The organism is Methanoculleus sp. UBA303 (genome assembly GCA_002501655.1).
Classification (GTDB): Archaea; Halobacteriota; Methanomicrobia; order Methanomicrobiales; family Methanoculleaceae; genus Methanoculleus.
Map to the genome: position 1 here is coordinate 1 of DANY01000052.1, position 1,770 is coordinate 1,770.

The window sequence follows — 1,770 nt, forward strand, 5'->3', positions numbered from 1 at the left end:
GGGCAGTCATGGCGATACCCTATGGAAAGCCGTGCCCCGGATTGCATGCAAGCGGGAACACCAGGATGGGATCTCAGATGACCAGTTGTTTCGTAGGGCACTACCGGTTTTTGGATCTGTATCTGGCCTCAAGACCTTGATCACCCCACGGGAGAATTGTCTACAGCACTATATAGGGGTTTTGCGGATCCTCCTGCCCGTTCCCGGGCCCCCGGGGCGGCTGCCATCGATGTTCAATGGCAACCCGAAATTGGCGCACATTCTTTCTCATCCGTTCTGTACTCCCCAACCGATTCTCGCGACAGTGTCGAGACTATCTTCCTCCCATAGAGAGTATGCTGCTCCCCGATGACCTGGCTACTGATACATCTATCTGCATGATGATGCGTAACGATGCGTAGTATTTGCGAGGTTATCCCTGAACCCTTCTGCCGGGAGAGGGCCCGCCCCCTCCCGGGCCCCTCTCAAAACTCTCCGGGTTTCTCGTGCTCGCTTTCGCTCACACACTCGGAAGACCTTCGGTCTTCTCAAAACCCCTACCGTACCGGTAGTCGCTTCCCGAGACGCGATACCCGGGCAACGGCCGCATTTCCGATTCTGATCAAGTATGCGTCAAATCGTCGTTCCATTACGTGAGTGTGCTCCAGGAAGGGTAGAAAAAACCACATGATGCCCGCGGGGCCACAGGCATACCGGATGAAAATATCGGGGGTCATTTTCATACGAAAGGGGTGATGCTCCTCCCGGCAGAAGAGGGGCTACCCGGATCCTTCCTTATCGGTGAGGGCGGAGAGAAGCGTTGTGATCTCCTCCTTGAACACAGGGATATCACGGTCCACAACCACCCATAGTTCATCGAGATCCACGCGAAAGTATGCATGGACCAGAACGTTCCGGAGGCCGACAACCTGCTTCCAGGGAACCCGGGAAGAAGCGCTTCGCAGATCTGGAGGAAGACGTGCAGCTGCTTCCCCGATTATCTGGAGGTGGTGAACCATCCAGACCTGCACCAGTTCATCCTCCAGAAACGCTTCCCGGCCCCGGACCGCATATCGCTCTATCTCGCTGATCGCCTCAAGAATATCCAGGAGCCGCTCGTTCTCACCCCTCATAAGGCTATTATCTCATCGAGAATCCTTTTTTTGTATCGCTCCTTGAGCGCTTTTTCGGTCACCACGTCCACCTTGCACCCGAGAGCCTCCTCCAGGTCCTGGATGAGCGCGATGTGATCGAGAAGGCTCCTGCCCGGCTCCAACTCGACGAGGAGGTCGAGGTCGCTCTCCGGCCCCGCATCGCCCCGGGCGACCGACCCGAAGACCCTCAGGTTTGTTGCGCCGTGCCGCCCGGCTATCGCGAGGATCCTGGTCCGCTTCTTCCGGATCACATCCATTGTGACGGGCATGCCTGTTCAAAGGATTCTATCGGGAGCAGGAGATATATACCTGCCTCCCCGATCAACATCGTCACCAGCAAGAAACGCCCCGGGATCCCGGACGGTGAGCCCGGCAGAGGTAGACCCTCTCACTGGTATGCCGCCGGAACCCCTCCTGCTGCATGTAGCGGTGCGTATGGCGGTGCTGCCCGTCCCACTCGACCAGGGAGCCGATAAGGATGTTTGCGTCGAGAAAATGATGGGGGGCCATGGTCGGGCATCAGCCGGATAAGTACCCCTCGATCAGCGAGGAGAGGATCCTCTTTCTGCGCTCATCCGATTCCCGGGGAGGGATGCGGCGGGCGGATTCACGGACACACCTGTTATAGGCGCTCACC

At 57.9% G+C, this 1,770-nt stretch carries 3 protein-coding genes; all 3 read right to left on the reverse strand.

What is annotated here, in order from left to right; all coding sequences use genetic code 11:
• Window positions 1-758: 758 nt before the first annotated feature.
• A complete protein-coding gene (locus BP846_RS12385; protein WP_292395917.1) occupies window positions 759-1,112 on the reverse strand; it encodes a DUF86 domain-containing protein in 354 nt (117 codons plus the stop codon).
• On the reverse strand, window positions 1,109-1,402 hold the full coding sequence (locus BP846_RS12390; protein WP_292395920.1) for a nucleotidyltransferase family protein: 294 nt from the start codon (window positions 1,400-1,402) through the stop codon (window positions 1,109-1,111). The genes BP846_RS12385 and BP846_RS12390 overlap by 4 nt, the downstream gene beginning before the upstream one ends.
• A 61-nt stretch (window positions 1,403-1,463) precedes the next feature.
• Complete coding sequence (locus tag BP846_RS12395) at window positions 1,464-1,643, reverse strand: hypothetical protein (protein ID WP_292395923.1); 180 nt, start codon at window positions 1,641-1,643, stop codon at window positions 1,464-1,466.
• Window positions 1,644-1,770 lie beyond the last annotated feature (127 nt).

Excerpts from the sequence above, each read along its gene's own strand:
- BP846_RS12385 (WP_292395917.1), bottom strand. The coding sequence starts at position 1,112 with ATGAGGGGTGAGAACGAGCGGCTCCTGGATATTCTTGAGGCGATCAGC.
- BP846_RS12390 (WP_292395920.1), bottom strand. The coding sequence starts at position 1,402 with ATGCCCGTCACAATGGATGTGATCCGGAAGAAGCGGACCAGGATCCTC.
- BP846_RS12395 (WP_292395923.1), bottom strand. The coding sequence starts at position 1,643 with ATGGCCCCCCATCATTTTCTCGACGCAAACATCCTTATCGGCTCCCTG.